Source organism: Microvirga sp. RSM25, assembly GCF_044784385.1.
Lineage (GTDB): Bacteria > Pseudomonadota > Alphaproteobacteria > Rhizobiales > Beijerinckiaceae > Microvirga > Microvirga tunisiensis.
Genome location: NZ_CP173039.1, coordinates 1,289,369 through 1,315,527 on the forward strand (window position 1 = coordinate 1,289,369; position 26,159 = coordinate 1,315,527).

Annotated in this window: 23 protein-coding genes and 1 pseudogene; 17 read left to right on the forward strand and 7 right to left on the reverse strand. The window is 59.5% G+C overall.

The features are described 5' to 3' along the window. Nucleotides 1-10: 10 nt before the first annotated feature. Nucleotides 11-1,024 carry a sugar-binding protein gene (locus ACD578_RS06260; RefSeq protein ID WP_404291847.1) on the forward strand — a complete coding sequence of 338 codons (1,014 nt, stop codon included), beginning with the start codon at nucleotides 11-13 and terminating at the stop codon, nucleotides 1,022-1,024. 128 nt (nucleotides 1,025-1,152) lie between these two features. Here the strand turns inward: ACD578_RS06260 and ACD578_RS06265 are convergent, their stop codons facing one another. Next, on the reverse strand, nucleotides 1,153-1,599 hold the full coding sequence (locus tag ACD578_RS06265) for a PaaI family thioesterase (RefSeq protein WP_404291848.1): 447 nt from the start codon (nucleotides 1,597-1,599) through the stop codon (nucleotides 1,153-1,155). A 121-nt stretch (nucleotides 1,600-1,720) separates the two neighbouring features. On the opposite strand from ACD578_RS06265, the gene ACD578_RS06270 reads away from it, so the two are divergent. The 3 genes from ACD578_RS06270 to ACD578_RS06280 all read left to right on the forward strand — a co-directional run bounded on the left by ACD578_RS06270 (nucleotide 1,721) and on the right by ACD578_RS06280 (nucleotide 5,177). Then, a complete protein-coding gene (locus tag ACD578_RS06270; RefSeq protein ID WP_404291849.1) occupies nucleotides 1,721-2,479 on the forward strand; it encodes an SDR family NAD(P)-dependent oxidoreductase in 759 nt (252 codons plus the stop codon). A 465-nt stretch (nucleotides 2,480-2,944) separates the two neighbouring features. Beyond that, nucleotides 2,945-4,021, forward strand: coding sequence for a Gfo/Idh/MocA family protein (locus ACD578_RS06275; protein WP_404291851.1), 1,077 nt, complete (start codon nucleotides 2,945-2,947; stop codon nucleotides 4,019-4,021). Nucleotides 4,022-4,187: 166 nt separating this feature from the next. Then, entirely contained in the window at nucleotides 4,188-5,177 is a 990-nt protein-coding gene (locus ACD578_RS06280; RefSeq protein WP_404291852.1) for a Gfo/Idh/MocA family protein, read from the forward strand. A 181-nt stretch (nucleotides 5,178-5,358) separates the two neighbouring features. On the opposite strand, the gene ACD578_RS06285 is transcribed toward ACD578_RS06280, so the two are convergent. The 3 genes from ACD578_RS06285 to ACD578_RS06295 form a co-directional block, all read right to left on the reverse strand. Next, the gene (locus tag ACD578_RS06285) at nucleotides 5,359-6,336 is read right to left on the reverse strand and encodes an aldo/keto reductase (RefSeq protein WP_404291853.1); all 978 of its coding nucleotides are present in this window, start codon (nucleotides 6,334-6,336) and stop codon (nucleotides 5,359-5,361) included. A 550-nt stretch (nucleotides 6,337-6,886) separates the two neighbouring features. Further along, a complete protein-coding gene (locus ACD578_RS06290) occupies nucleotides 6,887-7,825 on the reverse strand; it encodes an esterase (protein ID WP_404291854.1) in 939 nt (312 codons plus the stop codon). Nucleotides 7,826-7,866: 41 nt separating this feature from the next. Beyond that, complete coding sequence (locus ACD578_RS06295) at nucleotides 7,867-9,039, reverse strand: ABC transporter substrate-binding protein (protein WP_404291855.1); 1,173 nt, start codon at nucleotides 9,037-9,039, stop codon at nucleotides 7,867-7,869. Nucleotides 9,040-9,215: 176 nt separating this feature from the next. Between ACD578_RS06295 and ACD578_RS06300 the strand changes: the two genes are divergently transcribed. The 3 genes from ACD578_RS06300 (at nucleotide 9,216) to ACD578_RS06310 (ending at nucleotide 13,163) form a co-directional block, all read left to right on the forward strand. Continuing rightward, complete coding sequence (locus ACD578_RS06300; protein ID WP_404291856.1) at nucleotides 9,216-9,701, forward strand: MarR family winged helix-turn-helix transcriptional regulator; 486 nt, start codon at nucleotides 9,216-9,218, stop codon at nucleotides 9,699-9,701. 1,970 nt (nucleotides 9,702-11,671) lie between these two features. Next, the gene (locus tag ACD578_RS06305; RefSeq protein ID WP_404293719.1) at nucleotides 11,672-11,926 is read left to right on the forward strand and encodes a hypothetical protein; all 255 of its coding nucleotides are present in this window, start codon (nucleotides 11,672-11,674) and stop codon (nucleotides 11,924-11,926) included. Nucleotides 11,927-12,056: 130 nt separating this feature from the next. Next, nucleotides 12,057-13,163, forward strand: a complete 1,107-nt coding sequence (locus tag ACD578_RS06310; RefSeq protein ID WP_404291857.1) for an AI-2E family transporter — start codon at nucleotides 12,057-12,059, stop codon at nucleotides 13,161-13,163. A gap of 476 nt (nucleotides 13,164-13,639) precedes the next feature. Here ACD578_RS06310 and ACD578_RS06315 read toward each other — a convergent pair whose 3' ends face one another. The 3 genes from ACD578_RS06315 to ACD578_RS06325 all read right to left on the reverse strand — a co-directional run bounded on the left by ACD578_RS06315 (nucleotide 13,640) and on the right by ACD578_RS06325 (nucleotide 16,177). After that, the gene (locus tag ACD578_RS06315; protein WP_404291858.1) at nucleotides 13,640-14,338 is read right to left on the reverse strand and encodes a hypothetical protein; all 699 of its coding nucleotides are present in this window, start codon (nucleotides 14,336-14,338) and stop codon (nucleotides 13,640-13,642) included. Between the two features lie 750 nt (nucleotides 14,339-15,088). Further along, nucleotides 15,089-15,928 (reverse strand): polyphosphate kinase 2, encoded by an 840-nt coding sequence (ppk2, locus tag ACD578_RS06320; RefSeq protein ID WP_404291859.1) that lies wholly within the window; start codon nucleotides 15,926-15,928, stop codon nucleotides 15,089-15,091. A gap of 84 nt (nucleotides 15,929-16,012) precedes the next feature. Continuing rightward, nucleotides 16,013-16,177: a hypothetical protein gene (locus tag ACD578_RS06325; protein ID WP_404291860.1), complete on the reverse strand. Its 165-nt coding sequence runs from the start codon at nucleotides 16,175-16,177 to the stop codon at nucleotides 16,013-16,015. 80 nt (nucleotides 16,178-16,257) lie between these two features. On the opposite strand from ACD578_RS06325, the gene ACD578_RS06330 reads away from it, so the two are divergent. From ACD578_RS06330 to fabI, 10 genes and pseudogenes are all read left to right on the forward strand, one after another. Then, nucleotides 16,258-16,491: a hypothetical protein gene (locus ACD578_RS06330; RefSeq protein ID WP_404291861.1), complete on the forward strand. Its 234-nt coding sequence runs from the start codon at nucleotides 16,258-16,260 to the stop codon at nucleotides 16,489-16,491. An 89-nt stretch (nucleotides 16,492-16,580) separates the two neighbouring features. After that, nucleotides 16,581-17,678: an AraC family transcriptional regulator gene (locus ACD578_RS06335; protein WP_404291862.1), complete on the forward strand. Its 1,098-nt coding sequence runs from the start codon at nucleotides 16,581-16,583 to the stop codon at nucleotides 17,676-17,678. Nucleotides 17,679-17,886: 208 nt separating this feature from the next. Next, nucleotides 17,887-18,651, forward strand: coding sequence for a DUF2092 domain-containing protein (locus ACD578_RS06340; RefSeq protein WP_404291863.1), 765 nt, complete (start codon nucleotides 17,887-17,889; stop codon nucleotides 18,649-18,651). Beyond that, nucleotides 18,648-18,917, forward strand: coding sequence for a hypothetical protein (locus ACD578_RS06345; RefSeq protein ID WP_404291864.1), 270 nt, complete (start codon nucleotides 18,648-18,650; stop codon nucleotides 18,915-18,917). Before ACD578_RS06340 ends, ACD578_RS06345 begins: the two co-directional genes overlap by 4 nt. Before the next feature lie 376 nt (nucleotides 18,918-19,293). Further along, the gene (locus tag ACD578_RS06350) at nucleotides 19,294-19,734 is read left to right on the forward strand and encodes a helix-turn-helix domain-containing protein (protein ID WP_404291865.1); all 441 of its coding nucleotides are present in this window, start codon (nucleotides 19,294-19,296) and stop codon (nucleotides 19,732-19,734) included. A gap of 401 nt (nucleotides 19,735-20,135) precedes the next feature. Further along, entirely contained in the window at nucleotides 20,136-21,116 is a 981-nt protein-coding gene (locus tag ACD578_RS06355; protein ID WP_404291866.1) for a phosphate acetyltransferase, read from the forward strand. 3 nt (nucleotides 21,117-21,119) lie between these two features. Then, on the forward strand, nucleotides 21,120-22,328 hold the full coding sequence (locus ACD578_RS06360; protein WP_404291867.1) for an acetate/propionate family kinase: 1,209 nt from the start codon (nucleotides 21,120-21,122) through the stop codon (nucleotides 22,326-22,328). A gap of 17 nt (nucleotides 22,329-22,345) precedes the next feature. Further along, nucleotides 22,346-22,861, forward strand: coding sequence for a hypothetical protein (locus tag ACD578_RS06365; RefSeq protein WP_404291868.1), 516 nt, complete (start codon nucleotides 22,346-22,348; stop codon nucleotides 22,859-22,861). A gap of 36 nt (nucleotides 22,862-22,897) precedes the next feature. Further along, nucleotides 22,898-25,315: a DUF3141 domain-containing protein gene (locus tag ACD578_RS06370; RefSeq protein WP_404291869.1), complete on the forward strand. Its 2,418-nt coding sequence runs from the start codon at nucleotides 22,898-22,900 to the stop codon at nucleotides 25,313-25,315. Continuing rightward, nucleotides 25,312-26,117: pseudogene (gene fabI, locus ACD578_RS06375) on the forward strand (enoyl-ACP reductase FabI). Before ACD578_RS06370 ends, fabI begins: the two are co-directional and overlap by 4 nt. The last annotated feature ends 42 nt before the right edge of the window (nucleotides 26,118-26,159 follow it).

Sequence of the window (26,159 nt, forward strand, 5' to 3'; positions counted from 1 at the left end):
AGGAAACCCAATGAGAGTTCTAGCATTTAGTGTCGCCGCCATAGCATTGTTTGCAACGGCCGCTGGGGCCCAAGCCCAGAGCAAGAAATATACCTTTGCTCTGGTTCCAAAGAACATGAACAACCCGTTCTTTGACCAAGCCCGCGATGGCTGCAAGAAGGCGGAAAAGGAACTTAACGGTGCGATCGAATGCCTTTATATCGGCCCCGGTGAGCACGGGGGCGGTGAGGAGCAGGTCCAAGTGATCAATGATCTCATTACCAAGAAGGTTGACGGTATTGCTGTCTCACCAGCCAATGCCGCGGCCGTCGGAAAGGCGTTGGAGGCCGCGAAGAAGGCCGGCATTCCCGTTCTGACCTGGGACTCCGATCTGCTTGACAAGGATAAAGGCCTTCGCGTTGCCTATGTCGGCACTTACAACTACGACATCGGCGTCAACCTTGCGAAGCTCGCGCAGCAGATTAAGCCAAAGGGCGGGTCCCTGTGCATCCAATCGGGTGGCGCTGCCGCCGCGAACCACAATGAGCGCATGCAAGGTATTCGCGATACCTTGGCCGGTTCGAAATCGGCCTCTCCTCCTGGGACAAAGCTGAGCGGTCAGAATGGCTGGACCGAGGTGGCCGGTTGCCCGCTCTACACTAACGATGACTTCCCGCTCTCTGTCCAGCAGATGGAGGACACACTCGGTAAGAACCCGAAGCTGGATGCCTTCATTCCTACGGGTGGCTTCCCGCAGTTCATCCCGCAGGCTTACCGGAAGGTCGCGGAGAAGTATAAGGCCCGCCTTGACGACGGGTCCCTGGCCCTCGTGGTTGCGGATACCTTGCCTGCCCAGATGGACCTTCTGAAAGCCGGCCTGTCCAAGGGACAGGTCGGACAGCGTCCCTTCGAAATGGGGTACAAGACCATGATGTTCCTAAAGGACATGAAGGACGGGAAACCCGGTCCGAAGGACCCAACCTATACCGGTCTGGATGTCTGCACGACACAGAACGCTGCAAGCTGCGTGGGATCGGGCAGCTAGGTGGGATGAGACCGGCTTGCGATCAAGTCGGTTGAGCGGCAACGAGGGCATGCGATCCGAAGGGGAGCATGCCCTCCAACTGTGCTCCGGTATGAGATTCAGCCAGCCCGGATAGCACCATGCGTGGTTCACGAAGAGGGATGGAGATCCGAGGGGGTGAACGGGACACCTTGAGGATTCTCGCTTCCCCTGCGATAGCGATGAACGCTTGTGCCTGTCGCAAGCACTGAGCCGCTGAGGTCCACGATCTCGGATTGGGCAAAGTAGATATTACGCCCTCCCGCGGTCCGCCGGCCGACAGCCACGATACTCCCGCTTTTCGATTGACCCACGAAGTTGCTTGTGAGGGAGAGAGTGACGCAGAAGCGTGCGTGAGCGGGGGTGGTACAGTACAATCCAGAAAAGCTGCCAACGTGATCGAGAAGCGTTGTCAGGATGCCGCCATGGACCACACCTGAACGATTTTGATGATCCGGCCGGAGGTCAAGGTGGGTGCGAACATAACCGTCTTCCCAGTGTTCAAGCTGAACACCCAACAGATCTATGAACGGGTTGTTGATGAGGAATTCTGACATAGCAACCTATCCGCTGAATTTGATGAGGGAAGCTCGGGTGTCGGGCACGTCAGTTACATTGCCATGCCATTCAGGCAGACAATAGATTGATCACAGGAATTGATCCGAGAGGGATAACAACATGGTCGCGACCTACAGTGATCTGAAAAACAAGGTTGTGCTGGTCACCGGTGGTGGATCAGGCATTGGCGAAGCGATCGTTCGAAGCTTTGCCAGGCAAGGGTGCAAGGTTGCGTTCATTGATATCGCGACCGAACCGTCCGTGAAACTTGCTGGAGAATTATCGGAGCGCGGTCTCAGCGTACGGTTTGAACAAGCGGATCTCACTGATATCGGCGCCTTAAGGTCTGCAATTGCGCAAATTCGAGAAAGTCTCGGGCCAGTCGAGATTTTAATCAACAACGCTGCTCATGATGAGCGGCATCCCACGCCGGACGTAACGCCAGAATACTGGGACGACCGCTTTGCAGTAAACCTTAAGCACCAGTTCTTTGCCGCGCAAACGGTGCTGCCTGACATGCAGGCCGCGAATGCTGGCGTGATCATCAACTTCGGATCATTTTCGTGGATGATCGGTCAAGGGGGCATGGCAGCCTACACGGCGGCAAAGTCGGCTATTCTCGGGCTGACACGATCTCTCGCACGTGACTACGGCCAATACAATATTCGGGTCAACGCGATTGCGCCTGGTTGGATCATGACCCAACGCCAGCTGGAGAAGTGGCTCACCCCGGAGGCTGAACGAGATCTGATGCAGCGTCAGTGCCTGAAGCGGAAGCTTATGCCTGAGGAGATTGCGCGGTTCACCGTCTTTCTTGCATCCGAGGAAGCTTCGGCCTGCACTAATCAGCACTACGTCGTTGATGGAGGCTGGTCCTAACCGACACTCACTGACGAAGTACGGTGTTGAAGGAATCCGCACCCGAATTGGCAACGGTTTTCCACGGAATGTCAGATCCGTAATCGAAAACCGGCGCGTCATTGATGCCAAACCGTAGGCAGTTTAGGTACTTCCAGCTATCCACGTCAGTTCTCAGGGAGTCAGCGTACCTGCACCGCTGGAACTCTAATCGGGGAGAGACTGTATTTGAAGCCGAGGATCCAGGGCACACGTGATCCTCGTCGCTCAAAATCGTTGGAATAAAAGTTGACGATCTGGTGCTTACTGCAATAAATATTGCATCGGCCAAAGGCGATGAACCTCGAACGTCAAGCAAGTTGTGCCATTAGGGGCGAGCGGCCCGTCATCGAGGATTGGCATCGGTATCTGATTGCTCTCGCGGCGAAGCGATCTCGGCCTCAGTCAAAGCACACGCCACCCGTGTTGCCCTATAGGGAGGGAGCATTGAAAAAGGTTCGCTATGCCGTCGTTGGAGCAGGCTGGATCTCACAAGAAGCCTTCATGCCCAGTGTCGACCAAACCGAAAACTCGGTCATAACGGCTATTGTGACGGGAAACAGAGCCAATGCGCTCAAGTTGGCTGACTTCTATGGCATTGAGCACGTCTTTGGCTACGAACAATACGAGGAGATGCTTGGCTCAGGCGTAGTGGATGCTGTCTATATTGCGCTTCCGAACTCGCTGCATGCTGACTTTGCGATCAGAGCCGCCAATGCAGGCGTTCATGTACTGGTTGAAAAGCCCTTGGCAACATCGGTCGCGGAGTGCGAAGCCATGATCGCTGCCGCCGATCGGTCGGGTGCCAAACTGATGACGGCGTACCGTCTGCATTACGAGCCGGGGACCGTTGAAGCCTTGGATACGATCCGCCGTGGTGACATCGGTGACCCGAGGGTGTTCATCTCGGTGTTCAGCTTCCAATCGGCCGAGTCGAACCATCGCTTGAAAGGCGAACATTGGGGAGGCCCTTTGCAGGACATTGGCGTCTACTGCCTCAATGCCGCTCGCCATGTCTTCAGCAGCGAACCTTATGAAGTGGTCGCCATCGGGGGGCACGGTCACAATGATCCGCGGTTTGCCGAGGTGGAAGAGGCGATCTGCGCCACGCTCAAGTTCCCTGGCGACCGCATCGCTACTTTTGTTGCAAGTTTCGGCGCGGCCCCGCTCGATATGTACCGCGTCATCGGTTCCAAAGGAGAACTTGAAATGTCGCCTGGTTTCAGATTCGAAACTGCGACACGCTTGAGGCTGACCCGGGACGGTCAGGTTACGGAGAGATCCTTCCCTCAAGTCGATCACTTCAGTGGTCAAGTCGCTTACTTTTCTGATTGCATTCTTCAGGGCAGATCGCCTGACGCAGATGGTCGGGAAGGTCTAGCAGACGTTCGAGCTCTTCTGGCGATTGAGGCTGCGGCTCGAACAGGACAGTCACAGCAGATTGGATCACCGCCGTGCCTCACGCAGCTGTCGCTAAGCGCGGTTCGCGCGTTTCCGCCAGTCGAACGAAGGCTCGTTCTATGAACAGGGTGACGTAAGGGCATCTTGAGGTCGGAACGGGATGTCGTGTCAATGCGCAGCGAATGTCGAAGTCGGGTTCGGCCTTTCCAGAATGGGGCAATTGACGAAAGTCCGCCGTTGACCTGAACCATAGACACTAACCGGCAAGCTGTATGTGGGAGGATGTGATTTGAGCATAGGAGTTGGAATCATTGGTGCTGGCGTGATGGGGGCGGATCACGCCCGACTTATCCGCAGCCATGTATCCGGCGCACATCTGGTCGCCGTGGCGGATACGGATCCGGCCCGAGCCAGGGAAGCCGCAGCCGACGCGCGGATTAGCACTGATCCGCTCGAGTTGATCAACGGTCCAGAAGTTCAGGCTGTCATCGTTGCCTCGCCGGATCATACGCACGGCGACTTTGTTCTCGCGGCGATCCGTGCCGGAAAGCCCGTCCTGTGCGAGAAACCGCTCGCTGCGACATCTGAAGATTGTCTTCGCATCATTGATGCTGAGCGCACGGCTGGTCGGAAACTCGTTCACACCGGATATATGCGGCGGTATGACCCGACCTACAGAGAACTGAACGCCACTCTGAAGGCGGGAACTCTTGGCAAGGTCCGCATTCTTCATAATCAGCATCGTAACCGGGTAGCGCCGGACTGGTTTACCCCCGACATGGCAGTCACGAATTCATTTGTGCATGAGATTGACATCAGCCGCTGGTTACTCGGCACGGAGTTCAAGGCTGTGACTGTTGTGGCATGCGGCAGCGACCGGCCTGATGTTGCTGCCGACCCACTCCTCATTACCTTGGAGGCTGAGAACGGCGCGCTTGTCTCGACAGAGGTCTTCTTGAATGCAGGTTACGGCTACCATGTCCACGCAGAGGCGGTGTGCGAGCGGGGAGGGGTTCGCATGGGTCAGCCTGCCCTGACGTCCGTCCTCTTCGAAGGATCAGATAGGGCGGCCTTTCCAGCGAATTGGATACCTCGTTTTGCTGATGCTTACCGCTTGCAGGATCAGGCGTGGGTGAATGCGATTCACTCCGGTTCTCTCGATGCTGATGCATCGTCGTCGTGGGATGGCTACATGGCGAGCTACATCGCTGAGAAGACCTTAGAGGCATTCAAGACGGGTCAGCGAATTGAGCTGCAGGTACCTCGGCAGACAGGCTAGGAGCGTTAGCGCGTGGCCCGGTCGACGCGCGGCTTTCGGGACGAAAACAAATCCTTCCCGGCCACTACGCCAGACCGACTGGCGAAGTCCGTCTCGTCCATCAGCTCTTCGGTCTTGTTACCTGAGTGGCCGGTTCGGATCGATTCGTTGTAACTTTCCCAAGTTGCTGCAACCGAGCGGTTCACCCGAGCTTGTAATGGCGGGTCGCTTCCGGGTCTTCGGTTGTGACCGGCACCGACGACAGCTCACTCCAGACGAGATCTGGAATGGGCCATCGTGCCCATTCGAGCGTCTGCGCAATGCGCTCCGGCCGACTGACGCCACAGATCGTCGAGGTAATCCGCGGGTCTCTCAGGGAGAATTGCAGAGCGAGAGCGCCAAGTGGAATATTGTGCTGGCGGCTGATCTCTTCGAGGCGATGGATGGGTGCGAGCCTATCGCCGGTCGTATCCTGGTAGGCGTAGCGGGCATACCGGTCCGAGCCCTTGGCGAGAACGCCACTGCCGTAGGGTGCCGCATTCAGAACCGCGATCCCTTTTGCATGCGCGAAATCGATCATCGGCTCCGCGTTCTGGTTGACCAGGGTGTAGCGATTGTGAGTGATGACCGCGTCGAAGTCCCAGTCGCGCAGGAGCGGCATCATCACGTCGACACGGCCTGCCGCGAGGCCGACCGCCATCGCCAGCCCTTCATCCCGCATCTTGAACAGCTCACGCAGAGCGCCGTCGGGGCCGGTGATCTCGTCCAGAGAGGCTGCATGTTCGGGATCGTGAAGGTGCAGCAGGTGGACCCGCTCCAGCCCTAAAGCTGTGAGGCTCTCCTCAAGGGACCGGCGCGCCTGAGCCGCATTGAACCGGCCCGTGTCCGGGTCGCGATCAAGCTTGGTCGATAGAACGAATTCGGCGGGAAGTCCGCCGCGCTCGCGGATCACAGCCCCGATCCTTTCTTCACTGCGCCCGAGCCCGTAGTTCCGGGAGGTGTCGAGGAAATTCACCGGCCCGGCGAAGATCGCCCGGATGGTCTCCTGGGCCCAGTGTTCATCGACCCCATAGCCATAGGTATCAGGCATGTCTCCGAGGGCTGATGTGCCGAAGCAGAGCTTCGAAACCGAGAGATGGGTGCGGCCTAGGGCAACCGTCTTTACGCCGGGTTCTGGCATGTCTCTTCCCCTTCAAAGTACTGGGCTGCGGGGATGTTGGGCCAAGAGCCAGCAGCATGCAACCGGCATCGCGCCAGTCACCTTCCCAGCAATTGTGTGGCTAGTCGGACCAGAGGTGAATGGCACTCAGAACGCGTCTCGTTTCCAGCTATTTTGCGGCCGACCTCACCCTAATTTGCTCTTCGATGCCTCTCGAAATCGGAAGCCGGGAGAGTGTGCCTTCCCGACCGTATCGGGTGTCAACCGTACGACAAGCATGTGCCTACGACTTTGATCTCCCGCGGGTCTCCGGCTGATTCTGTGTTTGTCACCACGAATTAGCTGGCAACCTCTGAGAAGCATCGTTCCTACTTTGTCCCGGTTTGGCGCGGTTTCTTTCACAAACTTTACGCGCTCCCTAGAAGGGCCGCTAATGGCACTGGGCGGAAGTAGACCGAAACTCTATTCAAGCAGGGCACATCAGACGCTCTGGGAAGGCAGGGGTTTTCCTGCTTTGACATATAGGAGACCCTTCGCGATGGTGGCTTCGCTAGGCCGTCGCTTGTCCCGATTATCGCTCCAGGATCCAGCCGCTCAGCAATTCTGCGATCTCGGCGTTGTTGTTGTCCATCATGAACATGTGCGAGTTCCCGCTGATGCCTTGCCTCGGCAGCGACCAGAGCGTCGCGCTTGCACCCGCTTCCTTGAGAGCCGCAATGGACTCTTCGGTTTTTCCCCTCAGGGACATCCAGAGCGGCGCCGCATCCATGTAATCGCCGGTGATGAGAAGCACCGATCGGCCGACAAAGGCACTTGGTTCATCGGGAAAACCAGACGGCTCCAATGCCGCGAGGCATGGTACCAAGGCTGGGTGACGTGCGGCTGCGCGGAAGGCAACCTCACCTCCCTGGCTGTGAGTGACGACACAGCATGGCCCAACCCGCTGGAGGACAGCCTCGAACGTCGCAACCGCCGCGTCAGTCGTGGTCAGCCAGCGGGGCGAGTGACCCATGATGAACGTGTCGAGGTCACCAGTTGGGAAGCGTTGACCCGGAAATGGTCTGCGATCTTGGAAGTCCTCCCGACTGCCGAACCGGAACAGGCTCCATGCCTCCTGCGCGCTTCTGACGATGGGTGCACCATCCCACACCTCCGGAATGGCGCACCAGCTGGCCCGACCCCGTTCGACATTGTCCACGACGTAGACCGCGAATCCCAGCCCAAGGAGGATCTGGAGCCAACCGGGCCTGCCGTCTGGTGTCGACTCCCACATCGTGCCGCTGAAGCCGCCTCCATGGAGAAGGACAATTGGCAGCGGCGAGACCAACCGTTCCGGGATGAAGTATTGAACGTAGGCCTGCTCGATGTGGTAGAGCCCGTTCGGGTCATACGAGAACGACGTGCTGCGCGTGAATGCGATGGACTGCGTGTCTCGACCTTCGACCTGGATCTGGCGCCCCCCGACATGGAAACTGCCAACCTGCGCGATCCTCAGACTCGGGACATCCATCGTCACTTCTTGACCAGCGGACACTTGCTCTCGGACAGTGGCTAAGCGGAGTCCTCGGCCGGAATTGTCCGCACGATCTCAAAGTAGTCCCAGTCGTATTTCGATTGGGCGGGAGCCTTTACCTTGGCAAGATACATGTCGCGCATCACGCGGCCATCCTCCCGGATCAACTCCTTCTTGGTGAACGCATCCTCGATGGGCCTGGAGCGCATGGCGGCGGCGACCTTGTCGGCATCGTCCGTTCCGGCCGCCTTGACAGCCTTGAGGTAGTGCAGAACGCTGCCATAGATGCCTGTCTGAAGCATGGACGGCATTGCCCCGACCCGCTCCTTGAACTTCCTGGAACAGGCACGAGTCGCATCATCCGTGTCCCAGTAGGACGCCGTCGTCAGATAGGTGCCCTGGGTCGTATCCAGTCCAAGGCTATGGACATCGTTGATGAACATGAGCAGGGCAGCCAGGTTCTGTCCGCCCTGAACAAGGCCGAACTCGCGGGCCGCCTTCATGGCATTGACCGTATCACCGCCGGCATTCGCGATGCCGATGACCTTGGCGCCGGAGGACTGGGCTTGGAGAATAAAGGACGAGAAGTCGCTGGCGTTGAGCGGGTGACGGACGGCCCCGACCACCTTGCCGCCATTGGCTTGGACGACTTCCGTTGCGTCCTTCTGCAACTGGTGTCCGAAGGTGTAGTCGGAGGCAAGGATGAACCAACTGTCCCCGCCGGCCTTGACCACCGCCGATGCGGTTCCCCGGGACACTCCATAAGTGTCGTAGGTCCAGTGGAAGCCGTAAGGCGAGCACTGCTCGTTCGTGAGGGCTGTCGTCCCGGCGCCCGAGAAGAGGGCAATCCGCTTTTTGTCCTTCACGATCCCCTGGACTGACAAGGCGACCGCGGAGTTGGGAATGTCAGCAATGACATCGACGCCCTCGGTATCGAGCCAGCGGCGTGCCGTTGTCGCGCCGACCTCCACCTTGTGCTGATGATCGGCGGAGATCACCTGGATGGGTTTGCCGAGAGCCGACCCACCGAACTCCTCGACTGCCATCTGGGCGGCCACAAGAGAACCTTTGCCTGTCACATCGGACGTGACCCCGGCCATGTCGGTCAGGACGCCGATCTTGACGACATCGTCGCTGACCTGGGCCAAGCCCGGAGAGGCAAGGGCGGATGCCGCAAGTAGGGCGGCAACTATCGTCCCGCTGGCTTTCATTGAGCGTTTCTCCCTACACTCGATTGCACGCGGACCTGTAGGCCGCTCCGTTTTGTGTTATGGGCCTGGAGGGTACGCCCGGCCTAGCCGGGATGCAAGGGAAAGGTCTCATATGAGACCAATGTCGGTCTCATATGAGACTATAACAAGGTTGCTTCAGGTGCTGGAGGGTCAGTTTGACGATCGGCGACAGTGACAACATCAAGAGCATCCTGAACGGCACGACGATCCCGACGGCCTACAAGATGGGCTATGTCCTAAACCATTACCGGGAGCCGTCATTTCGGGCCATCGAACGGGAGTACGGAATCACCCGGCCCGAAATCGTGATGCTCATCTTCCTTGTTCACCGGGAGGGAATCACAGCAAACGACATCTGCGAGTTCTCCGGGCACCTGAAGGCCAACATGAGCCGAGCTGCGATTGCTTTGGCCCGGAAGGGCCTGATCGACCGACGGCCGGATGCGACCGACCAGAGGCGCCAGCTCCTCTACCTGACGGCTGTCGGGCGACAATTGCACGGACGCTTCATGCCGATGCTTGAGGCGCGTGAGCGTGCCATGCTGGCCTGCCTCTCGGCCCGTGAGGCAGAGCAACTCGAGCGTCTGCTGAACAAGCTGGGTGATCACGTTCCTGACTGGGCAGGCGAGAACTCAATCTAGCCTTGGCCCGCTCGATCCCGCCTGACAGGGCGCTTCCATTCACTCCGCTGAAATCTAAGGGAAAGACAGCTAATGGCACTGAGCTGAAGTAGGCCGAGTGTCTGCTCTAGCAAGAACAGCAGACGTCCCAGGAGTGCAGGGGATCGGCAGAGAATGACCCAATCGGACATTCAGAAAGTCTTATCCCGAGCAGGTGAACGCGCCCTTCAATGGTTGGATCACAAGCCAAGACCTGACGGGCTTGTGTCGGGCATTATGGCCTACATTACGCGGCTCAACTGCCGAACAGGGCCACCGTTGTCTCATCTACCTGACGGGAGGATCACTGCGTTCTCTTCTGAATCCTTTTCTGCAGCGCGTTTCGAGCAGAGCCCCAGCTTTATTCCGGGGCCAGCGGCGAAACACAGCCTGCCCGCTTTCCGCGCTTCACGATCATGAGAAAGTATGAATGCCACTTGCACCGGAGCAGCGCGCCCGGCCGCTTGGAACGGCGCCTCTTTGCCGTCGCCGGCCTTTGGGGTGGTATGTACTTGATCGCGATCGATTGACAATAAACCTCTTGGCGGGACTTCAACAATAGCTACCGGAGGTAGATCCCTTCAGGAATGCATGTGCCACGTGATGCTGCTCAGGCTTTGAGCAGACAAGCTATAGCTTCGATAAGCATTTTGGTCTCGGCAGTTTCGAGAAACGTGACATATTGACGAATTGCAGGCGATAAATGAGAAGAGGGAAGGTTTCCCGAAACTAATGAAACCTCCCGCATCGCAGCTGCGATGGCCGGCTAATCGGCAGCCGCACATACTTTCAGCCGAAGCGCAAGGCTCTCTGATCGCGTACCCTCTCATAAGAAACTTGAAGAGGGGGCTCGCCTCGCCGTTTTCTCCGCAATTGAATGGTCACTGGTCGGGTACTCGCTGCCGGGCCGGACAGCAGGCGGCCTGAGCCATGCCCCATCGTGCCTTGGCGCAAGGACCGGATCCGTTTCGGACGGTCAGGCAGCGAGCGCCTGGATTCGCTCCTCCACGGTCTCGAGTTGTCGGACACCAGCAGAATGCCAGGTCCCATGGCAGATGGCTCACTAGACGTATATCAACCGCCCAATCCATGACTGTGTGCCACGGATACGTTCAGCGGGTCGTTAGCGGGAGCCCGCTTTAGGTGAACAGCTATAGGCAACGGTGATCGAGTTCGCCAGAAGGACTTTCTGGTGTGCTTGCGCTGCGGCTTCGCAAGCCTGCGGGGTGTCATACTCAGCGACAACGGTATGATTTTGGCCGGTCAATAGTGTCATCAACAATACTGTTATTGTCATGCTCTCTGTCCTCTTCAAGTATCCGAAGAACCTCGCCCTCGTGTCTCGTCGCAACGAATGGTTTCCCGGATATTCCCTTGAGCCCATTTACTCTACGCATGGCGTTCGCCCAGTCACCGCATCTTCTGAAGACGTTAGAGCGCCAGTTCAAGAAACTTATCCGACTGCCTTCCTCCTGCATGCTCCGCCACGCTTGACGAATCACTGGGACAGTCCGATCGGCGCCTTCGTTGGTGGTGGCAACCCACGTCGCCGACACTTGGCCTTCACCCGCTTCGCTGACCCAAACTGACAACCATTTGTCCTTATCGATCAAGCGTCCCGTTTCGGAAGGGCTAGATTGAATCTCGAGTATGCAGGCTGACGGTTCGAATGGCGACCTCCACCTGCCGAGCATGAACGTGATCTGTGGCAGCGTGCCATTCGGTAAGCAGGCGCAAAGCCTGAGCCTGGGCGATTGCGGCTGGTGTCGCTGAGGCTGCTGACGTTTGCCGTGATGGCGCGTTCTAGGCAGAGATAATAGCCGGAAGCACCTGTGCCCGGCGCCGAAGGAGGCAGACCCCTGCCCAAGCGGGTCGCGGTCTGGAGCGGTCAAAGGGGCGAGCTTGCGTGGTTCTATCGCCTTTGAACAGAAATGCAGTTGATGGAGGCGGATATGAAGGTCCTGATCGCATTAACGGTACTTATGGCTGGGTTCGTAGCCGCAAGCACAGAAGAGGCCCGTGCTGTGGTTTACTGCCAGTACGTCAATTATCCTGTCGGGTGCATTGTCAGACCTGGTGTCGTGCTGCGGGCACGGCCTGTCGCGCGGGCCGTGGTGACCCCGGGTGTCGGTGCCCCTGGCGTCGGAGTGCGGGCGGGAACACCGATGAACCGGGGCGGCCCGGTCAATCGCGTCGGCAGGCGCTGAGATGCCTTGTTCTGATGTGTTCCGCGGAAAGTGAGCCTTCGCTTGTCCGCGAACTCGTCTCAGACGGATTGAATCCGCTATGCGAATATCAGGTGCAAGATACCGTGGAACGGTGCAAGGTCCCCAATCGATGGACCTGAACACGCCAACCCTGGGCGACGCACCTGCATCCTCAACTATGTTCGACACCGCGCTCCGCATCGGGCTGGTGGCCGTTTTGGTGTACGCCTGCGCCCGGATCGTGCTGCCCTTTGCCTTCGTGTTGATGTGGTCTGCGATCCTGGCGGTGATTCTGTATCCGCTGCACCTTCGTCTGGCCGGGCGGCTTGGGGACCGCGGGGCGGCACTGCTGATTGGGCTGATCGGTGTCGCAGTGATACTGGGGCCGATGGTCATTGTGGTGACGTCGCTCGCAACTTCACTCTACTCGTTGATCTCGAGCGTTCAGAGTCAGGACGTGGCATTGCCGGCGCCGCCGCTCTGGCTCGATGGAGCCCCGCTGGTCGGCAAAAAGCTGACGGAGATCTGGACTCTCGTCGCCACCAACCTGCCAGCGGCGCTCGCAAAGTACGGGCACTTGATGAGTGGGCCTCTGGCATGGGTGGCGTCGTTCGCTGGGGGCTTGGCCATCGCCGAACTATCATTTGTTCTTTCATTTGCGATCGCCATGGTGCTCGTCGTCTATGGCAGGGGTGCCACCGAATTTGCTCAACGCTTTCTGGAACGTGTCACCAGCAGCAACGCGCGTGCAGTACAGCTGGTCACGTTGATGGCCGCCACGATCCGCGGTGTGGCGCTCGGGGTGATCGGCGTGGCGCTGATCCAGTCGGTGCTTTTAGGGGGCGGCTTCTTCGCCATCGGCATTCAGGCGGCCGGTCCTTTGACGCTTATTGCGCTTTTGCTGGGTGTCATGCAGGTGCCCTTGATTTTACTGACCTTGCCCGTGGTTGGGTACGTCTTCGCGACCGAACCAACGCAGGCGGCGATCATTTTTCTGATCTGGAATGTCATCGTCGGACTCAGTGACAATATCCTGAGGCCATTGATGCTGGGTCGGGGGGTGGAAGTGCCCATGCCTGTCATTCTGATCGGTGTCATCGGCGGTATGATTGTCGACGGACTTGTCGGCCTCTTTGTCGGGCCCGTGCTTCTGGCCGTCAGTTACGTACTGCTGCTGGAATGGTTGCGGCAGAACCCGGTCGATGACCCGCATCGCAGTGACGCGCCAACATCGTGACTGCGGCACCCGCTCCAGCTACTTCACGCTCAGCAGCGAGTAGTGATCGTAGGTCAACCCTTCTATCTGGGCAGAGGTAACAGTAAAATAATCTTGCGTTCTGGGCCCGACAGAGACTCTGGCGCAGATGACCGGGACGTTGGACGGATCTTATGCCAAGTAGGCCAACAGGGCAGATCAAACGTGCCGCCGATCATCCTGCCGTCCTTCCCCCGGCGCGCCCGCTGAGGGTTTGGCGCCGGTTTCCCGTCTTTCTGTTCGGTTGCCAACTGGGGATGATTTCTATTTTGTGCGATGGAAGTTGGCCGCGGCCGGGCTCTGGGATCGAGTGAGGCCCTGGACGGGCTCATGAGCAAGTATCGCATTTTGCCCAAGGACATTTTCGCGAACGGCGTTGGAGCGGCCTTCACCGTAAGCGGTGGTAATACTGCATCGCGAGACCCTCACCGATCCAATGCGAGGATGTGGGGTTCTTTTCAATGGACGGTGATGGCGCCCAGTGCGAAGCCTGTCTTGCCGGGGGTGATCCAGACCTCCCCGTCACCCAGCATCATCCCTTTGTCCCGGACAAAAACCGCCTCAAAACTGGATTCCGCGACTACCTCCCGAAGGCGTGGGCTCAGGATCGTTTCCTTCGCCGCAACAAGCTGCTCGCGAGTGCGGATCATCCGCTTGGCCTTCCGTGTGATCGATAGAGGATACTGGGTGACCCGAGCGAGCAGTTGGATATCGCCCGATCGGAACGCTGCCTTGACACGCCGGAAGCCGAAATATGCGGCCAGAGGATCGAACTTCAGGTCGCGGTAGCTCGCCTCGATCTCGGGCGACAGCTTCGGCCGGGAGAACCCTGCGTCTGGGGTCATTACCGGCAGCTCCATCGAGCGCCGCAGTTCTCGCACGAGGAGGTTCAAGGCCCGGTGACGATCATAGAGCGTCTGCAACGCTGGCTCACGGGCCTGGGCCGCTCCGTTCGCGAGGGATCCCGTGATCTCCGGCTCGACCGGCGCTACGTCAACCCCGGTATATTGCCCCTCGCGTGAGAAAGAACTCGCCGCCAGTTCGTCAGCAAGCTGGTTGCGGGCAATCCAGGTCCGCTCCTCCACGTCGGCCAGGACCTGCTCGTGTGATGGCCGAAAGCCGGGACCTCTGGCGATGTCAGCAGGGAGAGCCTGCATGGCTTCCTGCGGTTTCAGGCCACTCGGCTCATTGGATGGAAACCGTGGATCGACCTTGTATGTTCGGCCATAGATCGTGAAGAAAAAGGGGCCCGCCTGAACCGGAACGGTGCAAAGGAGAGCTAGAAGACACCCAGACAGCCTGAAAGTCTTTGTGGCGAAGCGGGCCATTGCCGCCTCCATTCTTAATTGTCTACCAGTTTCTCCGAAGCGCACGGCGTGATGACCGCCGGCCATGCCCGCTACGCTATCGGTCATCCTAAGTCCGCCGATACTGCCTGCTGCACGGCGTCACGAGGCCGAAGCCGATGGCGCTCGCGTGACCGGAAGCTGTTACATTGAACCGGCTCACGTCGTTTGACGTCGGAAGCGCGGCGAGGAACGGTGCCTGTCACCTGTTATGGCAGTTGCACCATTAGATTCTTATTGTGCGTTCGCCATTGGCGATATCGACGGACCTACCCGTCTGCTCACCATAGACATGTTGACCAGAACTGCTTGACCGGCTGAGCCAGCGACTTGTCCTTTTGAGACAGCAGCCTGGAAATTCTTTTCAGTTCGATAGAAGGCTGGTCATCCTCGCATGCGGTCAAGATCAACACCGGCCTCCCAGAAACATCCACCTGCAATCAAGTTCGCCCACCGTGTTCTGTGTCTTTCCGTCGCGGGCTTCGTCGTTCCAGTCTCCCCGTCCACCATCGGGCATGATCGCGCGGCGTCCACAGGGCTCCCAATTAGAGCGCCGGTCGTTCAATACTGTGCTGGCACAATATCGCCTGCGGGCAATCCGTCTTCGACTCGCTTGGGCCTCGGTTCGGCCTTCGGCACCCGCGGCAGTTCGACCTTGACCTTCTCGTACGGAATCTTGCCAAGCATGTGCGCGATTAAGTTGAGGCGTGCCCGGCGTTTGTCATCGGAAGGGACAATGTACCAAGGGCAGTCCGGCGTGTCGGTACCCCGCAACATGTCCTGGTACGCGAGTGTGTAATCCCACCAACGGCGCACCGACTCAGTGTCCATCGGGCTGAGCTTCCAGTGCTTGACCGGGTCGTCGATCCGGTCGGCGAAGCGTCGCCGCTGCTCGTCCTGGCTAACATCGAGAAAGTACTTGAGCAGGATGATGCCGTTGTCGACGATCTCTTTCTCGATCGACGGTACGAGCCGCATGAAGCGCTCATACTCATCCTTTCTGCAGAAGCCCATCACCCGTTCTACGCCAGCTCGGTTGTACCAAGACCGGTCGAACAGCACGATCTCGCCGGCGGCCGGGAAATGGGCCAGGTACCTTTGGATGTAGAGTTGGCTCTTTTCCCGCTCGGTCGGCGCGGGCAAAGCGATGTGCCGATACACCCTGGGACTCACGCGTTGTGTGATCCGGCTGATCACCCCGCCTTTGCCGGCGGTGTCACGGCCCTCGAAGATCACGATGACACGGGAGCCCGTCGCTTTGACCCAGGTTTGCAGGCGAACGAGTTTCACCTGGAGCTTTCTCAATTCGCTTTCGAACTCCTTCCGCTTCATGGGCGGAGGGATATCATCCGCCTCATTGAGCGCGAATTCATTCCGTTTCACGGTGTCTTTTCCGCCCATCTCAAGCTCCTTTCGATCACTTCCGCCACAATCATTCCGGAGGCCGTCGTTATGTGCTGGCCTTACCTCCTCACCGGACGTCCGCTAGCAAAATGTTTTGCCGCCGCCAAAGCGCCAGCAGGAAGGACCCGAGCAGTAATCGGACGAGGCCGTAGGCGAAAAGCGCGTGAGAGGCGGCGTGCCGACGGAGGCGCTGGGCGCAATGGCCAAGCCAAGGCCGACAATGCGGGTCGACGCTGCGAGGGCCATTGGTTTGCGCTCTTTCTACCGGTGACTGCCGACACACCATCCGCCCTGTCCAGCCTGCCTCTGGTCTAAAGATGGGTACAATGGATGCCAGTCTGCGGCCCTCAGAGGCAGCTCTTGGCCTGTCCAGAGAGGTTGCCTTGTACGAGAAAATTATCATCGTCCGTCCCTTTGCGGGAGATCATGCCATTCGGCAAAGTGATTATCGCGCCAACCGCATCGATGAGCTTGATGGTTTGGGACAGAACTTTGACACAATCGGACAGCCGGCGAAGAGGGAGCTATCAAATTCCCTTAAATTGGCCTCAAATATGTAACATGAGTTAATGTGTGCAGATCAGCACCGATGCGTTTGATTACGCTGACTGTGCAGTTTTGCGACGCTTAGGACCTCTGGGAGGCCCGCATGACCAGTATCGTGCCTCCGTCAACGGTTGCCAGCCCTACGAATTCTACATCGAGGCAGCCAATCGTTCTGGCAGGCCGCGGGTGGACGCTTCCCCCCGGCTACATTCATTTGGGAGTCGCCAAGGAGATCGCGCCGACTCTGCACGATTTCGGCGTCGATCCCGATCCAGTCATCCGGGAGGCCGGGCTCGACCCGCGTCTGTTTGACGACGGTACCAACGTCATCCCCCACGCGGCCCTGGGCCGGCTGCTCACCTTGAGCGTGGCCTGCACGACCTGTCCGCATTTCGGGCTTCTGGTCGGTCAGCGGGCCACGATCCTATCTCTCGGGATGGTGGGGCGCCTGATGCAGCATTCCGAGACTCTGGGCGATGCCATGCGTGCTCTCGTGTCGAACCTGAGCATCCAAAACCGAGGCGCCGTCCCGTCACTTACCATCAGCGGTGACATAGCCTTGTTTGCATTTTCGGTCTACCAACCCGAGGCCGAGAGTGCGGACCAGATCTCGGACGGATCCATCGCCGTTGCAGTGAACGCCATACGGGCCCTGCGCGGATCGGACTGGAGGCCGAGTGAGGTTCTGCTGCCTCGTTTTGCTCCGGTGGATCCCGAGCCATATCGTCGCCATTTCCGAGCCCCGGTGAGGTTCAATCAGGAAACCGCCAGCATAGTCTTCCCGGCCCATGATTTGGATCTGCGGATTGCTGGGGCCGATCCGATGATGCGTAGCCTTCTGGAAGAACGGATCCTGCAACTGAAGAGCGCGCAAGGCTCCGAATTCTCGGACGACATTCGGCGGTTGCTGCGCACGCGGCTGACCAGCAATCACTGCTCGGCCGATGACATTGCCCATTTGCTTACGATGCACCGGCGCACCCTGAGCCGCCGCCTGAAGGGCGGTGGCATGGGCTACAGGGCGATCACGAACGAGATCCGGTTCGAGATTGCGCGTCAGTTGCTGCAGGACACCCAAGTGCCACTCGCCCAGATCGCGGCGGCGCTCGGTTATTCGGAAGCGAGCGCCTTCACCCGGGCCTTCCGGCGCTGGTCGGGCCAAACTCCGACAACGTGGCGGGACGAAGGTCATCATGAGTGATGCCCCGGCGGCCTAAACTGTCAAGAGATTGTCCCTACTGGTCAAGCACGATGCCACGGCTCGCCTACAGTGCTTCTATGGCTGGCTGATGATCCCGGTCGATGAAGCAGGAATGTTCTCACCGGTTTGCATCTGGAAAAAGTCCAGGGAGGATCGCACGATGAACCGAGAGATCTGTTTGGGTTGCGGAGCCTCCCTCGCGAGAACCATGGCCCGCCTCGCAACTGTCGTGGCCATTGCCGGCGCACCAGCATCTGCTGCGTGGGCCGATGAGGGGGAGGCGAAGACCATTCTGAAGGCCATGGCAGACTACGTGAGTCGCCAGGAAAATCTGTCCCTGAAGTACGATACGGATATCGAGGTGGTGACTCCGGCCGTCGAGAAGATCCAATTCAGCGCTTCGGGCGAGGTTACCATGAGCCGCCCGAACAAGTTCCGCATTAGTAGAACTGGTGGCTATGCAGACGTCGAACTCGTGTCGGACGGCTCTACCGTGACCGTGCATGACAGCGGCGGCAAGCGGTTCGCCCAAGTTTCTGGGAGTGGCTCCTTTGACGAGGTTGTCGATAGGCTCCGGACCGAGGCTTCGCTCGAGCTTCCGGGTGCAGATCTCCTGCTGTCGAAGCCCTATGAAGAACTCATGGCAGGGGTGCTGGAGTCCAAGCACATCGGTCGCGGCGTCATCGAGGGTGTCGAGTGCGAGCACCTTGCCTTCCGCAATCTTGAAACCGACTGGCAGATCTGGGTCGAAGTCGGCGAGAGGCCGCTGCCGCGCAAGTACGTCATCACGAGTAAAGCGGTTGGGGCCGCGCCCCAGTATACGCTGCGGCTCCGAGACTGGAAGACCGGCGGCACCCTCGCACCGGATGCGTTCGCGTTCAAACCACCAGCCGGCTCCAGCGGTGTCGCGATTACTCTGCTCAATGACGTTGACGAGATTCCAGCGGGTGTTGTTCCTGGAGGCGCGAAATGAACAGATCAGGCGTTAAGTTGATGTCCCGTGCCGCGCCCGCGCTTTTCGTCGGCGGTTTGGCCCTGTGCTGGAGCAGTGATGCGCTCGTTTCGTCAGGCTCGTTGATCAGCCAAGCGGAAGCAAGGATTGGACGACCTGCAACACCCATGAGCTACGCCGGCGTTGCCCGGCGGACCACCCGCAGGAGTGTCGCCTATGGGGCAGCAGCCGGCGCTGCAGTGGCCGGTACTTACTACTACGCTGCTCAGGATGCCAGCAGGTCGTGAACTCCTATGGACAGATCGTATACCGCTGTCCGTAAACAAGCCCGCGCCCGAGCTGCTCGCCGGATTGCTGGCGTAGAGATGTTGGATGCTGCCGTGGGTATGGACCGCAGGCGCTCATGAAGGGCATTATTAGCGAGGGGCTTTACCTGCACGGAACAGTTAGCACGTCCCTCCATCGCAGCGCTCAAAAATGAATGGAGAGTTCGCCTCGTGAAACGGAGAGGTCATAGCAGGTCACGACGAAGGCCACTCATCTTCTATTCCTAAATGCCAAGAGAAAGTCCAAATGGATCAAGCAGAGGAATGAGGAACCTCTAATGATGAGCTGGTTCAATAGCAGCAGGGTTGTCAGAAAAAGGTGCAAGGAGCGATGGAGATGCCATCCGCCCACAGGTTAGACGAACCTAACTTGAGCCATGACTTTGGTTCAATTACCGGTGATTTGCGTCGAGTTCTTCGTACCGAACTGCTCAGGGGAACCTGTTCTGCCAACACAGTAGCTCGCTTTTTTTCGATGCACCGCCGCACCTTGCACCGTCACTTGCGTATGGAAGGTTTTGCGTTCCGACAGGTGGCTGATGAAATCCGCTTCGAGATTGCATGTGAGCTGCTCGAAAACACATATATGGCTCTCAGTCAGGTCGCCGCAGCCTTGCAATACTCCGAGTTGAGCGCCTTCACCCGAGCCTTCCGGCGCTGGTCCGGACAGAGCCCGTCGGCGTGGCGCGCTAGCCATAGCCGTGTTCGGAAATCGCGGCGACCGCACAAACCACGCGGGCCCGTCTTACCCATAGATCCTGGCGGGCGCTCCGGTTAGTTAGGCCAGCTTCCCCTGAACCATTTGAAGGATGCTGCTGAGTGAGCCCGCCCAGACGTGGACGTTTGAACTGCGCATTCAGAAAGCGTCACCGAAAATATATTCAAGTGAGTGTGCCGACCGAGGGTTGAACCTGCACTTGACGATTTGGCGCCATGGTTTGCTGCGCCAAGGTCAGGCGATAATCAGGCTCATTTTCCCGCAGCGCAGTCCTAAATTGTCAAATCAATGGCCCAATCGGTCAAGCAACAGATTAAGGACGGGCCATACTCCCCTCTGCAAAACGAAATGGGCATCGCGGACATAGGCCTGGACCTTATTCCGACAAGCCCCTTTGGCACGTTCGGCGAGAGCCGGCAGTCAATCGCAACGCCCATAGGAAGCACAGCGTGGAGGCAATCATGACGGTTGCAGTCTCAGCCCAGGGCGGGTCTCAGCCTCATCAGAGGCGGCACGACAAGTATGACCGGCTCGTGACGACCGCGCAGTCCCTGCCGAAGCTGAAGGTTGCCGTGGCGCACCCGTGTGATCCGGCATCCTTGGATGCGGTGTTTGAGGCGGTTGGGCTCGGTCTGATCGATCCGATCCTGGTCGGGCCGCAGGCCAAGATTACCGCGGCCGTGGCGGCGCTTGGTAAGGATCCTTCTAAGATGCGGATCGTAGATGCACCGCACAGCCATGCCGCGGCAGGAGCGGCGGTCGATCTCGTGAAGGCTGGCCAGGCCGAAGCGTTGATGAAGGGGAGCCTTCACACGGACGAGCTCATGGGTGCCGTGGTTCGGCGTGAGGGTGGCCTGCGCACCGCCCGTCGGATTAGTCACTGCTTCGTCATGGACGTCCCTGGCCATGAGACCGCGCTCATCATCACCGACGCTGCCGTCAACATTGCGCCGACACTGGAGGACAAGGTCCACATCGTCCAGAACGCCATCGACCTCGCTCGGGCTCTGCGGGTCGATCCGGTGCGGGTGGCGATCCTGTCGGCGATGGAGACTGTGAATCCGAAAGTGCCCTCGACCATCGAAGCCGCGGCTTTGTGCAAGATGGCAGACCGCGGGCAGATCACAGGGGGAATTCTCGACGGCCCTCTCGCGCTCGACAACGCCATCGACCTCGGGGCGGCGGCGATCAAGAAGATCCAGTCACCGGTCGCCGGCCAGGCCAATGTCCTCGTGGTCCCGGATCTCGAGGCCGGCAACATGCTGGCAAAAAGCCTGACCTTCCTTGCCGACGCCGACGCGGCTGGCATCGTGCTCGGCGCCCGTGTTCCGATCATCCTCACGAGCCGGGCCGACTCGACGATCACTCGGCTGGCATCCTGCGCCGTCGCCTCGCTCGTCGCCGAGGCACAGCGCTCACAGCTATCCATGCCGGAGGTCTGATCTATGACGCCAGTCCTGATCGTCCTCAACGCCGGCTCATCGAGCCTCAAGTTTCAGGTCTTCGACATGCCGGATGAAGCGGAGCCTCGGCTTGCCTGGAAAGGTCTTTACGAAGGTCTCGGCGGCGATGCGCATTTCATAGTCCGCGACACGAACGGAGCCATTCTGGATGAGCGGTCCTGGGATCCGGGCGAGGAACTCGGGCACGAGGAGGCGCTGATGCATCTCATCGCGTGGTTGCGAGAGCATCAGGAGGGGCGCAAGCTCGTGGCTATCGGACACAGGGTCGTCCATGGCGGCGCGGCCTTTTCTAGCCCAGTGTTGGTCGACGAGTCGGTCCTCCAGTCGCTTGAGGTGCTGGTGCCGCTCGCGCCTCTGCACCAACCCCATAACCTGGAGCCGATCCGGATCGTGCGCAGGCGCTTGCCGGGGATGCCGCAGGTCGCTTGTTTCGATACTTCTTTCCATCAATCCCAGTCCGACATCGCGACATTGTTCGCCCTGCCGCGCGAAATGCGCGAACGCGGCGTTCGGCGTTATGGCTTCCATGGACTCTCCTACGACTACATTGCGTCCGTTCTGAAACACTATGATCCCCGGCTTGCCGAGGGTCGGGTGATCGTCGCACATCTCGGGAATGGCGCGAGCCTATGTGCTCTCCAGGGAGGGGTCAGCATCGCAACGACTATGGGCTTCTCTGCTCTCGACGGACTTCCGATGGGAACGCGCTGCGGCGCCATCGATGCCGGCGTCGTATTCTTCATGCTGCGGGAGATGAAGCTTAGTCCGGAAGCCGCCGAGCGCATACTCTACACCGAGTCCGGACTTCTAGGTGTTTCTGGTCTGTCTAACGACATGCGAGTGCTGCGCGCCAATGCGGCGGCGAATGTGGATTCCAGGCGCGCCATCGATCTTTTCGTCTATCGTATCCTGCGCGAAATCGGATCGCTTGTTGCGGCTTTGGGCGGCATCGACGGTCTCATCTTCACGGCCGGGATCGGGGAGAACGACGCGGCTACCCGCGCCGAGGTGGCCAGCGGCCTCGCATGGGCTGGTCTTACTCTTGATGAGAGAGCCAACAGCACCGGTGGCCCGCGGATCTCCACCGGAGCCGGACCGGATGTGTGGGTCATTCCCACCAATGAGGAACTGGTGATCGCACGGCAGACGCGAAGCGTGCTCAGTGCTGCCCAGACTCGGCTTGCATCCTGAACAGGGAGATTGATGTCATGGAAACGCTGAAGACCAAGCCGGAAGGATCCCAGGCCGAGCACGAATTGGGCGATGAGACGTTCATGTCGGCAGCCGACCTTCGGAACTACATGACCGAGATGCAAATGGCGAAAGCCGTCAAATCCACTGATGGCATCACGGGCCGTGCCGAGAAAGCCCGCGAGGATCTGATCAAACGGCTCTCCGAGCCACTTGATCTTACCCCGGAGCGATTGAAGGAGATCCTTGAACCGCTGCGGTCCAAGCTGCGAGCGGCGGCGGCACGCGGTCAAACGGAGCTGATGGTCATGCGGTTTCCCAATGCCCTTTGCACCGACAAGGGCCGCGCGCTCAACAACGCGGATCCAACTTGGCCGGAAACGCTCACGGGTCGCCCACGTCAGGCCTACGAATTATGGCGTGATCAGTTGCGATCCGCCGGATTCAGATTGAATGCGATGATCATCGAATGGCCCGGCGGGTTGCCAGGCGACGTCGGCTTTTTCCTCAAATGGGGCGAGCAAAAGAAATGATCATTTCTGAAAAGCTATCTTGATTGGACAATAGCGATGCGACAGGCCGAAGCCAGAACTGAGCGAAGCCAGGATGGTGTACAAGCGAAACTGACACAGGTCACCCGTGCACAGGCGAAGTTCGCCGAAGTCTATCAGGAGCGGTGTTCAAACGTAGTTCAGCGCTACGTCGATGCGGTGAAAGCCGCGAGCGAGCCATTGCTGGAGAGCCGGGCCCACCCGGCGACGCCTCTCGACTTCTGGCGCGATGCCAGTGCCTATTGGCTCGACTTCACCCAGCGCTCGATCCTGTTCTGGGACACGTTGCGCCAGCGCGGCAACAACTGGATCGAGCACGAAAAAGCCGGCAAGCCGCCGCTGCTGGATTTCGAATGGGAAATGATTGCGGATGCCCGTCAATTCGAGCGGCCCGCGAACTATGCCCTCGTCCAGATCACCCCGCCCGCTGGCATCGAGACAGACCCCGAGCATCGCCCGTTCGTCGTCATTGATCCACGCGCCGGCCATGGACCCGGCATTGGTGGGTTCAAGCAGGACTCACAGGTCGGCGTCGCGCTCAAGGCAGGGCACCCGGTCTACTGCGTGATCTTCTTCCCAGAGCCGGAGCCCGGGCAGACGCTCGCTGATGTCTCGCGCGCCGAGGCCGAGTTCCTCCGCATCGTGGGCGAGCGTCATCCGAAGACCCGCAAGCCGGTCGTGATTGGAAACTGCCAGGGCGGCTGGGCCTCCATGCTCATCGGCGCGCTCGAACCTGACCTCGTCGGGCCCATCGTCATCAACGGGGCGCCGATGTCGTACTGGGCCGGCAACGATGGTGAGAACCCGATGCGCTATGCAGGCGGAATGCTCGGCGGCACCTGGCCCGCGCTTCTGGCCAGCGATCTTGGCGCAGGCACGTTCGACGGGGCCTACCTCGTCGACAACTTCGAGTCTCTCAATCCCGCTAACACGTACTTCGACAAGTACTACACCCTCTTCTCTAAGATCGACACCGAGCCGGAACGCTTCCTGGAATTCGAGCGCTGGTGGGGCGGCTTCTTCCTCATGGACCGCCAGGAAATCAAGTGGATCGTCGAGAACCTGTTCGTGGGCAACAACCTCGCGGACGGCGACGCAGAATGGTCGGAGGGTCGGGCCTTCGACCTGCGGGCGATCCGGTCGCCGATCATTCTGTTTGCGTCGCTCGGCGACAACATCACGCCGCCGCAACAGGCTTTCAACTGGGTGGTCGACCTTTATCCCACCACGGAGGCGCTCAAGGCGAACGGGCAGGTGATCGTCGGGCTGATGCACAAGAGCGTCGGCCATCTCGGTATCTTTGTCTCGGGCGCTGTCGCCAAACGCGAGCACACCCAGATCGTCGACCTGATCGAGTATATCGAGCATCTGCCTCCGGGCCTCTACGGCATGCAGGTCGAGGAGCAGAAAACGAACGGGAGCATACGCTACGACGTGTTACTGACCGAACGGCAGGTCGAGGACCTACAGGTCCTGCAGAAGTACGGCCGCAAGGACGAGGGGCCGTTCAAGGTGGTCGAGAAGACCTCCGAGGCACTCGCTTCCGCCTACGAGACCTTCGTGCATCCATTCGTGTCCCCGATGGTCACCCCGGGGGCCGCTAAGGCCGCCAGGGCGCTCAATCCACAGCGGGTGCAGCGCTGGGCGGTGTCGGATCTCAATCCTTTCCTGTGGCCGCTCAAGGGCATGGCCGACATGGTGCGCGCGAACCGGGCGCCGCGTGACAACGAAGGCCCGATGGCAGCGATGGAGCACTGGATGGCCGCTGTCAGCTCCGCCTCGTGGGACTTCTATCGCGACCTGCGCGACGCGTCGGTGGAGAACACCTTCTTCCGCATCTACGGTTCGGCCAGCATCGGCATGGCCGCGGAGGACAAGGAAGCCGATGCGGAAGAACCCATCGATGTGCGGAATGCACCTCTGGTCAAGGAGGCCCTGTCTCACATTGAGGACGGCGACCGGACGAAGGCCATGGTCCGCACGGCGCTGCTGCTGATGAAGGCGGGCACCGGGCGGCGGCGACTCTCGGCCATGAAGCGAGCCCGCAAGCTAGTCGGCAACGACATCGGCCTTCTCGACATGCCGGCGGAGGCCGCCCGCGCGATCATCCGCGAGCAATCCTACATTGTCGACTTCGAGCCGGTGAAGGCGCTCCTGGCGCTGCCGAATCTCCTGCGGACGTCTGACGACCGGCGCGGGCTGCTCGATCTGCTCGACCGCGTGGAGGGCCGGATTGAGGCCAACGCGAAGCAGACGGCCTTGCTGGGCGAGATCCGGCGCCTTCTCTCCGATAACGGCACCGGAGGCAAAGCAAAGGCTGAACTGATCTCGGTGATACCGGCGGAGGATCAGGCCCAATCCCACCCGGAAGTGGCGGCAAAGCCGGGCTCCCACCGTCGACCGCGTGACCATCGACGCACGAGGGCAAGCCCATGAACGATCAACCAGCCAACCTGACCAATGCCGCGATCCAGTCGAAGATCCTCCACGGCAAGCGTGCCCTTGTCATCGGAATCGCCAACGAGCATTCGATTGCCTATGGATGTGCCCGGATCTTTCGCCAGCTCGGGGCCGATCTCGCGATCACTTATCTGAACGAGAAGGCCCGATCTTACGTCGAGCCTCTCGCCAAAGAGCTCGAGGTATCGATCTTCGCACCCTGCGATGTCGGGCAGAATGGCGAGCTAGAAGCCGTCTTCGAGCAGATCCGCGAGAGCTGGGGCAGTCTCGATATCGCGCTCCACTCCATAGCGTTTGCACCGAAGCAGGATCTGCAGGGGCGGCTCCTCGACAGTTCCGACGAAGGGTTCAAGGTGGCGATGGACATTTCCTGCCACTCTTTCATCCGCATGGCGCGACTCGCCGAGCCTTTGATGACTGAGGGGGGACCCTCCTGGCAATGAGCTATCATGGGGCGAACAAGGTCGTCCCGAACTACAACCTCATGGGTCCGGTGAAAGCGGCACTGGAGAGCGCCGTCCGTTACCTTGCCTATGAATTGGGTGACAAACACATCAGGGTGCACGCCGTGTCGCCCGGCCCCTTGAAAACCCGGGCGGCCTCCGGCTTAAAGGACTTCGATGTTCTTCTCACTGAGGCGATCGAGCGCGCCCCCATCGGTGAACTCGTTGATATTGACGATGTAGGACTTACCGCGGCGTATCTGACGACACCTTTTGCGCGACGGTTAACTGGGACGACGACTTACGTCGATGGTGGCCTGAGCATCATGGCGTGATGGGTGCGCGCTAATGATAGAAGAACAGAAACCGGAGATGCC

Excerpts from the sequence above, each read along its gene's own strand:
- ACD578_RS06295 (WP_404291855.1), bottom strand. The coding sequence starts at position 9,039 with ATGAAAGCCAGCGGGACGATAGTTGCCGCCCTACTTGCGGCATCCGCC.
- ACD578_RS06285 (WP_404291853.1), bottom strand. The coding sequence starts at position 6,336 with ATGCCAGAACCCGGCGTAAAGACGGTTGCCCTAGGCCGCACCCATCTC.
- ACD578_RS06330 (WP_404291861.1), top strand. The coding sequence starts at position 16,258 with ATGGATGCCAGTCTGCGGCCCTCAGAGGCAGCTCTTGGCCTGTCCAGA.
- ACD578_RS06315 (WP_404291858.1), bottom strand. The coding sequence starts at position 14,338 with ATGCAGGCTCTCCCTGCTGACATCGCCAGAGGTCCCGGCTTTCGGCCA.
- ACD578_RS06310 (WP_404291857.1), top strand. The coding sequence starts at position 12,057 with ATGGACCTGAACACGCCAACCCTGGGCGACGCACCTGCATCCTCAACT.
- ACD578_RS06345 (WP_404291864.1), top strand. The coding sequence starts at position 18,648 with ATGAACAGATCAGGCGTTAAGTTGATGTCCCGTGCCGCGCCCGCGCTT.
- ACD578_RS06270 (WP_404291849.1), top strand. The coding sequence starts at position 1,721 with ATGGTCGCGACCTACAGTGATCTGAAAAACAAGGTTGTGCTGGTCACC.
- ACD578_RS06305 (WP_404293719.1), top strand. The coding sequence starts at position 11,672 with ATGAAGGTCCTGATCGCATTAACGGTACTTATGGCTGGGTTCGTAGCC.
- ACD578_RS06260 (WP_404291847.1), top strand. The coding sequence starts at position 11 with ATGAGAGTTCTAGCATTTAGTGTCGCCGCCATAGCATTGTTTGCAACG.
- ACD578_RS06365 (WP_404291868.1), top strand. The coding sequence starts at position 22,346 with ATGGAAACGCTGAAGACCAAGCCGGAAGGATCCCAGGCCGAGCACGAA.
- ACD578_RS06290 (WP_404291854.1), bottom strand. The coding sequence starts at position 7,825 with ATGGATGTCCCGAGTCTGAGGATCGCGCAGGTTGGCAGTTTCCATGTC.
- ACD578_RS06370 (WP_404291869.1), top strand. The coding sequence starts at position 22,898 with ATGCGACAGGCCGAAGCCAGAACTGAGCGAAGCCAGGATGGTGTACAA.
- ACD578_RS06340 (WP_404291863.1), top strand. The coding sequence starts at position 17,887 with ATGGCCCGCCTCGCAACTGTCGTGGCCATTGCCGGCGCACCAGCATCT.
- ACD578_RS06335 (WP_404291862.1), top strand. The coding sequence starts at position 16,581 with ATGACCAGTATCGTGCCTCCGTCAACGGTTGCCAGCCCTACGAATTCT.
- ACD578_RS06265 (WP_404291848.1), bottom strand. The coding sequence starts at position 1,599 with ATGTCAGAATTCCTCATCAACAACCCGTTCATAGATCTGTTGGGTGTT.
- ACD578_RS06325 (WP_404291860.1), bottom strand. The coding sequence starts at position 16,177 with ATGGCCCTCGCAGCGTCGACCCGCATTGTCGGCCTTGGCTTGGCCATT.
- ACD578_RS06350 (WP_404291865.1), top strand. The coding sequence starts at position 19,294 with ATGCCATCCGCCCACAGGTTAGACGAACCTAACTTGAGCCATGACTTT.
- ppk2 (WP_404291859.1), bottom strand. The coding sequence starts at position 15,928 with ATGGGCGGAAAAGACACCGTGAAACGGAATGAATTCGCGCTCAATGAG.
- ACD578_RS06360 (WP_404291867.1), top strand. The coding sequence starts at position 21,120 with ATGACGCCAGTCCTGATCGTCCTCAACGCCGGCTCATCGAGCCTCAAG.
- ACD578_RS06355 (WP_404291866.1), top strand. The coding sequence starts at position 20,136 with ATGACGGTTGCAGTCTCAGCCCAGGGCGGGTCTCAGCCTCATCAGAGG.